Source organism: Methylobacterium sp. AC690 (assembly GCF_979256535.1).
Window position 1 is genome coordinate 76,796 of the sequence record NZ_CEEDOX010000020.1, and the last position, 7,117, is coordinate 83,912.

5 protein-coding genes are annotated in these 7,117 nt (G+C 72.7%); 2 read left to right on the plus strand and 3 right to left on the minus strand.

The genetic code is table 11. From position 1 onward, the window contains the following. Positions 1 to 22 precede the first annotated feature (22 nt). Both AC0IY1_RS21155 and AC0IY1_RS21160 read right to left on the minus strand, forming a co-directional pair. Positions 23 to 1,015 (minus strand): ABC transporter substrate-binding protein, encoded by a 993-nt coding sequence (locus AC0IY1_RS21155; protein WP_471772168.1) that lies wholly within the window; start codon positions 1,013 to 1,015, stop codon positions 23 to 25. Further along, positions 1,015 to 2,118, minus strand: a complete 1,104-nt coding sequence (locus tag AC0IY1_RS21160; RefSeq protein WP_471772170.1) for an LLM class flavin-dependent oxidoreductase — start codon at positions 2,116 to 2,118, stop codon at positions 1,015 to 1,017. The genes AC0IY1_RS21155 and AC0IY1_RS21160 overlap by 1 nt, the downstream gene beginning before the upstream one ends. Positions 2,119 to 2,430: 312 nt before the next feature. On the opposite strand from AC0IY1_RS21160, the gene AC0IY1_RS21165 reads away from it, so the two are divergent. Continuing rightward, positions 2,431 to 3,816, plus strand: coding sequence for an FAD/NAD(P)-binding protein (locus tag AC0IY1_RS21165; protein WP_471772172.1), 1,386 nt, complete (start codon positions 2,431 to 2,433; stop codon positions 3,814 to 3,816). A gap of 261 nt (positions 3,817 to 4,077) precedes the next feature. Then, the gene (locus AC0IY1_RS21170; protein ID WP_471772174.1) at positions 4,078 to 4,347 is read left to right on the plus strand and encodes a hypothetical protein; all 270 of its coding nucleotides are present in this window, start codon (positions 4,078 to 4,080) and stop codon (positions 4,345 to 4,347) included. A gap of 30 nt (positions 4,348 to 4,377) precedes the next feature. On the opposite strand, the gene AC0IY1_RS21175 is transcribed toward AC0IY1_RS21170, so the two are convergent. After that, positions 4,378 to 7,035 (minus strand): MGH1-like glycoside hydrolase domain-containing protein, encoded by a 2,658-nt coding sequence (locus tag AC0IY1_RS21175; RefSeq protein ID WP_471772181.1) that lies wholly within the window; start codon positions 7,033 to 7,035, stop codon positions 4,378 to 4,380. Positions 7,036 to 7,117: the final 82 nt, after the last annotated feature.

The window sequence follows — 7,117 nt, forward strand, 5'->3', positions numbered from 1 at the left end:
CTCGCGTGCTGGGGGTCGCGGCTCATCGTACCGCAGCGGGCGCCGGTTCGAAGCTGCGATCGAGGATCGCCGCGGCGCTCGGGGCGCGGGCCTGCGGGATCAGCCCGGACCGGACGTAGAGGTCGATGGTGCGCTGCTCGTCGGCGATGACGGCCGCGTCGATCGGCACGGCCCGGTACTGCGCCCGCGCGAACCAGCGCAGGGGCACCGCCTCGGGCAGGCCGATGAGCTTCGACCAGATTGCGGCGTAGGGCGCGGGGTCCTTCAGGGCCCAGTCCCGGGCCGCCACGAGGCGCCGGCCGAAATCGGCGAGCTGCGCCCGCTTGGTCTTCAGGGCCGCGTCGCTCGCCACCGCGAAGCTCAGGCCCGGGGTGATGCCGTTGCCGTCCCGGACCACCCGGGCGAGGCCGGCGAGCTCGGCGGAAGAGGTGTAAGGCTCCCAGGTCGCCCAGGCGTCGACGCTGCCGCTGGCCAGGGCGATCTTGGCATCCGCGGGCGGCAGGAAGCGCAGGGTCACGGCACTCGTCGGCAGGCCCGCCTCCTCTAGGGCCGCGAGCACGACCTGATGCCCGATGGAGCCACGGTTGGTGGCGATGCTTTTCCCCTTCAGGTCGCCCACGGACCGGATCGGCGACTCCTTCGCCACCAGGATGGCGAGGCCGTCCTGCCGGTTGCGGAAGGCGAGGTACGCCTTCACCGGCACTCCGGCGGCGGCCGCGAAGGTGAAGGGCGCGTCGCCCACCCCGCCGGCATCGATCGCCCCGGCATTCAGCGCCTCCAGCAGCGGAGCCGCGGCGGGAAACTCGCTCCAGTCGAGGCGGTAGGGCAGGTCGGCCAGCACGCCGGCCGCCTCCATCAGCGCCCGGGCGTTGCCGCGCTGGTCGCCCACACGCAGCACCGTGCCGTCGGCACGCGGCACGGCGTCGTCGGCGCGGGCGAGACCCGCGAGGGCCAGAAACGCGAGGACCGGAAACACGAGGGCCGGAAACGCGAGGACTGCGAGGGGGATACGCATCACGCCGCCTCCGCCCGGGCGCCACGTCGGGCGAGCAGCCGGCGGAAGGCCGGGATCAGGTCGCGGCCATACGCGAGGGCGTCCGTCAGCGGGTCGAAGCCGCGGATCAGGAAGGTGCGCACGCCGAGGTCGTGATAGGCCAGCAGCGCCTCGGCGACCTGCTCGGGCGTGCCCACCAGGGCGGTGGAGTTGCCGGACGCCCCGGTCTCCCGTGCGATGGCGGTGTAGAGCCGGGCGTCGAGGCGCGTCCCTTCGGCCGCCGCCGCCAGCAGCCGGCGCGAGCCCTCGTTCTGCGGGGCCGCGGCGGGGCCGAGCCCCTGCGCGGCGCGGGTCGCGCGGGTCCGGGCCAGGATGTCCTCCGCCCGCGCCCAGGCGGCGTCCTCCGTCTCGGCCAGGATCGGCCGGAACGACAGGCTGAAGCGCGGGTGCCGTCCGTAGGGCGCCGCCGCGGCGCGAACCTTGGCGATCGCCTCGCGGACCTGGTCCAGGCTCTCGCCCCAGAGGGCGTAGGTGTCGGCGTGGCGGCCCGCCACCGCGATGGCCGCCGGCGAGGCCCCGCCGAAATAGACCGGGATGCCGCGCGGATCGACCGGCTTCACCTCGGAGAATCCACCCGCGACCCGGTAATGCGCCCCGGCGAAGTCGAAGGGGCGCGCGGCGGTCCAGGCCTGCCGGGCGATGGTCAGGAACTCGTCGGTGCGGGCGTAGCGCTGGTCCTTGGTGAGGTGGTCGCCGTCCCGGGCGAGCTCGCGGTCGTCGCCGCCACTGATCGCATGGAGCGCGACGCGGCCGCCGGTGAGCTGGTCGAGGGTCGCGAACTGGCGCGCCGCCACGGTGGGGGCGGTGAAGCCGGTGCGATGGGCGATCATCAGGCCGATGCGCTCGGTCACCGCCGCGATCTGCGCCGCGAGCAGGAGCGCGTCCGGCGCGGTGGCGTAGAACCCCACCAGGATGCGGTCGAACCCGCCCCATTCCTGCGCCTGGGCCAGGAGGCGCAGGTAGTCGCGGTCGATGGCCGGGCCGGTGGGCGCATGGATCTCCGACTGTTCGCGGGGGGCGGCGAAGCCGATGAACTCGACGGCGTCCGGATCGAGGAAGCTCACGACGGCCCTCTCAGGGGTGGGTGTCGGCGGCGGGCGAAGGGGTCCGGCACGGTCGCGGCACCCCCCTGCATCGTCCCGATCACCGCGGCGCGAGTCAACGAGAACGTTCTTTTTACAGAACGACATACGGGAGGAAAGCGTCCCACTCGGCCTCGCAATCTTGGAATATTGCGGGCGAATAGAGGTCATACACTCAAATCGGGGGCCTATCACGGTGCGGGTCCCAATCTCATGGGCCTCCGCTCCGCGGCTTGTTCTCTTTAAAGAACCTTCGTAAAACCCGGGCGCCCACCAGCTTCGGGAGCCCCCACCATGTCCTCGACCCACGGGCCACGTCCCATCGCGATCATCGGCGGTGGTTTCAGCGGCCTGATGGCGGCGGAGCAGCTGCTGCGCGCCCTGCCGGCGGATCGTGCGGTGCTGCTCTGCGAGCGCAGCCGCCCCTTCGGCCTCGGGCTCGCCTACGCCACCACCAACCCGGAGCATCTGCTGAATCTCCGGGCGAGCCAGATGAGCGCCGATTCCGAGCGGCCCGAGGACTTCGCGGATTGGCTGGCGCGCACGCCCTTCGGCGCAGAGGAGCGGCGGGGGATCCGCGAGACCGAGGCCGGCACCTTCGCGGCGCGCGGGCTCTACGGCCGCTACCTGGCGGAGCGCTGGGCCCGCGTGGCGGCGGGCGCCGGCGACCGGCTGGTCCCGCTTTCGGCGGCGATCGTCGACGTGGAGCCGGTGTCGGAGGGCTTCGTCCTGCACGGGGTGGGCGTTCCGCCCCGGCCGGTGGCGGGCCTGGTCCTGGCGATGGGCAACCTTCCGGGTCCGGCGGTCGTGCCGAGCCGGTACCGGCTCGATCCGTGGCGTCCGGAAGCGTTCGCCGCCCTCGATCCGGCGCGCGACGTCCTGGTGATCGGCACCGGCCTGACCATGATGGATTCGGTGGCGGCCCTGCGCCGGGAAGGGTTCACCGGCCGCATCGTCGCCGTGTCCCGCCGGGGGCTGCTGCCGAAGCCCCACGCGGCCGTCCCGGCAGGCCGGCGCCCCGAGTTCACCCCCGAGATCCGCGCTTCCGCCCGCCAACTCGTCGCCGCCGTCCGGCGCAGGATCGCGGCGGCCCGGGAGGACGGCGACGATTGGCGCGGAGTCATCGACGCCCTGCGGCCGATCACCGACGCGCTCTGGGCCGGGCTGCCGCGGGCCGAGCAGGCCAGGATGCTGCGCCATGTCCGCCCCTACTGGGACGTGCACCGCCACCGCACGGCACCCCCGGCGGCGGAGGCCATCGCGGCCGAGATCCGGCGCGGCGGCCTCGTGGTCCGGGCCGGGCGCATCCTGGCCATCGACGCGGCGCCGGACCGGGCGGTGGTGACGCTGCGCCCGCGCGGCACCGATCGGCGCGAGCGGGTCGAGGCGCAGGGCATCCTCGACGCCACCGGCTTCAGCCGGCTCGCCGAGACCGACGATCCGCTGCTCCGCACCCTGCTGGCCCGCGGCCTCGTCCGGCCCGGCCCGTTCGGCCTCGGGATCGCGGCGAGCCCGGGCGGCACGGTCGTGGGTCCGCCGCACCACGCTCCGATCTGGGCCTTCGGGCCGATGCTGCGCGGCGTGGTCTGGGAATGCATCGCGGTGCCGGATATCCGCGACGCGGCCCGTCACCTCGCCCGCGCGGTGGCCGACGAGCTCGGCCACCGCCGGGCCGCCTGAGCCTTCCGCCGAACCGACCTTCGGTGCGACGCCGCTCTCCGCCGCGCCGGATCTTTGGAAGCACATTCCCGGGCGATGCGGCTATCGTCCTCTGCATCGGCGGCACGGGTACGCCGACGACCGGAGCCGACGCCATGAGCCAGCCGATGCAGCTTCACCGCCGCCTTGCCCGCCAAGGCGCTCGCCACCCCGCCCCCTGTCGCCGCTGCGTAGGACGCGACGCGACGCAGACAGGGCAACACTTCGGCGGAGATGACGACCATGAGCGTTCACACCACAGCCTTTGAGCCGACCGGACCGGCGAACCCCGCGATCCTGGCCGGACCGCGCGGCCTGCGGCGAAGCTACGGCCGGGCGGCGGCCGCCGCGGCGATCGAGAACGGGCTCCTGCCGCACGAACTCGCGGAGGTCCTGGCCGGCCGCAGCGTGGTCGAGGCCTTCCCGGTCACTTGGCGCGAGAGCGTCGCGGATTATGCCGACCGGGCCGTCGCCGAGATGATGGTCGCCTATCTGAGCCAGCCCATCGCCTGACGGATCGACTCTCGACCGCGCGCCGGCATCCTATTCCGCCGGCCTCCGGGCGCGGGTGTGCAGCAGGTTGAGGATCAGCGCGGTCCAGCCCGTCTGGTGCGAGGCGCCGAGCCCCCGCCCTGTGTCGCCGTCGAAGAACTCGTGGAACAGTAGGGCCTCCTCGGCGCCGGGGGCCGGCGGGATCGGGGGCCGGTCGCCGAAGGCCGGGCGGCGGCCGTCCGCATCCTTGGTGAACAGGGCGATCAGCCGGTCCTCCAGGGCGTCCGCGATGGCGGCCAGGGTCCGGTGGTCGCCGGAGCCGGTGGGGTACTCCACCAGGAAGTCGTCGCCGTAATAGGTATGGAAGCGACGCAGGGCCTCGATGATGAGGTAGTTCATCGGCATCCAGACCGGCCCGCGCCAGTTCGAGTTGCCGCCGAACATGTTCGAGGTGGAATCGGCCGGGTCGTAGCGCACCGTGAAGGAGGCGCCGAACTCGTTCAGCGCGTAGGGCTGGTCGCGGTGCGCCTTCGACAGGGAGCGGATGCCGTGGGCCGAGAGGAACTCGGCCTCGTCGAGCATGCGGCGCAGGAGCGCCTTCATCCGGTGGCCGCGCAGCAGAGACAGCAGCTTGCGGTCCTGCACGCCGCCCTCGTCCCAGCGAGAGACGAGGCAGGCGAGGTGCGGGCGGTGCTCGAGGAGCCAGTTCAGGCGCCGGGCGAAGTCGGGCAGGCGCTGCAGCACCCAGGGCTCGATCACCTCGACGGCGAAGAGCGGCACCAGGCCGACTACCGAGCGGACCCGGAGGGGGAGCATGCCGCCGCCCGGAATGTCGACCTCGTCGTAGTAGAACTCGTCCTCCTCGTCCCAGAGGCCGAAGCCCTCGCCGCCCATGTCGGTCATCGCCTCGGCGATGAGCAGGAAGTGCTCGAAGAACTTCGAGGCGGTGCTCTCGTAGACGTCGTTGTGGAGCGCCAGCTCCAGGGCGATGCGCATCATGTTGAGGGCGTACATCGCCATCCAGGCGGTGCCGTCGGCCTGGTGGATACGGCCGAAGCCCGGCGGCGGGCGCGAGCGGTCGAACACCCCGACATTGTCGAGGCCGAGGAAGCCGCCCTGGAAGACGTTGCGGCCCTCCGCGTCCTTGCGGTTCACCCACCAGGTGAAGTTGATGAGGAGCTTGTGGAACACGCCCTCCAGGAAGGCGAGGTCGCCGCGCCCGCCGCGCCGGTCGCGGTCGATCTCGAACACCCGGTAGGTGGCCCAGGCATGGACCGGCGGGTTGGCGTCGCCGAACTCCCACTCGTAGGCCGGCAGCTGCCCGTTCGGGTGCATGTACCATTCGCGGGTGAGGAGCAGGAGCTGCTTCTTGGCGAAGTCCGGATCGAGCAGCGCCAGGGGCAGGCAGTGGAAGGCCAGGTCCCAGGCGGCGAACCAGGGATATTCCCACTTGTCCGGCATCGAGAGCACGTCCGCTCCGGCGAAGTGGCGCCAGTGCACGTTGCGGCCGCCGTCGCGCTCCTTGGGCGGTTGCGGCTGGAGCGGGTCGCCCTTGAGCCAGAGCCGGACGTCATAGGCATAGAGCTGCTTCGACCAGATCAGGCCGGCGGCGGCCTGCCGGTAGATGGCGCGGGAATCGGCATCGCCGATGCCGTCCTGCAGCGCCTCGTAGAAGGCATCCGCCTCCGCGATCCGGCGATGGACGATGGTGCCCTCGCGGTCGACGGGGCGCAGGCGCGGGCCGGCCGAGAGGCGCAGGGTGACCCGGGTGGTCTCGCCCGGCTCGAGCTGGCGGAAGTAGTGCAGCCCGAGCTTGGTGCCGGCGTCGCGGCGCACGGCCCCGTCGTCGCCGTCGACGATCGCCGCGTGCAGGCCGTCCTTGAACGGGCCCGGAGCGTCGGGCTCCCAGCCGTGCAGGCGCAGGTTGGTGTCGTTCTCGCAGAACAGCGGGTCGGGATAGCCGTCGAAGCTGAGGCGGTAGAGCCCGAGGCGGGGATGCTCGCAGGCGATGCCGCCGTCGGGGCGCAGGGCGAGGGCCGGGCGCCGGTGCGCCGCCGTCTCGCTCCAGGACCAGGTGTTGCGGAACCAGAGCTGCGGGATGAGGTGCAGGTCCGCCGTCTCGGGCCCGCGATTGACCGCCGTGATCACCACGTGGATGTCCTCGACGTCCTCCTTGGCGTATTCCACGGTGACGTCGAAGAAGCGGTTCTCGGCGAACAGCCCGGTCTCCTCGATCTCGTATTCCGGCTGGTCGCGGCCGCGCTGCAGTCCCTCGCGCACGAGGTCGTCGTAGGGATAGGCCCCCTGCGGGTAGCGGTAGAGGAACTTCAGGTAGGCGTGGCTCGGGACCGCATCGAGGTAGTGGTAGACCTCCTTGACGTCCTCGCCGTGGTTGCCCTCCTCGTTGGCGAGGCCGAACAGGCGCTCCTTGAGGATGTGGTCCCGCCCGTTCCAGAGGGCGAGGGCGAGGCACATCTGACCGCGCTCGTCGCAGAGCCCGGCGAGGCCGTCCTCGCCCCAGCGATAGGCCCGCGAGCGCGCCTCGTCGTGCGGCAGCGAGCGCCAGGCATTGCCGTCCCGGCTGTAATCCTCCCGCACCGTGCCCCACTGGCGCTCGCTGAGATACGGCCCCCAGAGGGACCAGGGCCGCTCGCCGCGCCCCTGCTCGGCGATGCGGCGGCGCTCCGCCCAGCCGTCGAGCTCGCTCATGCCGGCCTCCCGGCGCCGGGCGACCGGCGCGCCGTCGCCATCCCGGTCCGGGGCGGGGCAGGGCGGGTGGACGGTTCGGTGG

What these genes read in the sequence shown, in the direction of transcription:
- AC0IY1_RS21155 (WP_471772168.1), bottom strand. Translation starts at nt 1,015, where the DNA reads ATGCGTATCCCCCTCGCAGTCCTCGCGTTTCCGGCCCTCGTGTTTCCG.
- AC0IY1_RS21165 (WP_471772172.1), top strand. Translation starts at nt 2,431, where the DNA reads ATGTCCTCGACCCACGGGCCACGTCCCATCGCGATCATCGGCGGTGGT.
- AC0IY1_RS21170 (WP_471772174.1), top strand. Translation starts at nt 4,078, where the DNA reads ATGAGCGTTCACACCACAGCCTTTGAGCCGACCGGACCGGCGAACCCC.
- AC0IY1_RS21175 (WP_471772181.1), bottom strand. Translation starts at nt 7,035, where the DNA reads ATGAGCGAGCTCGACGGCTGGGCGGAGCGCCGCCGCATCGCCGAGCAG.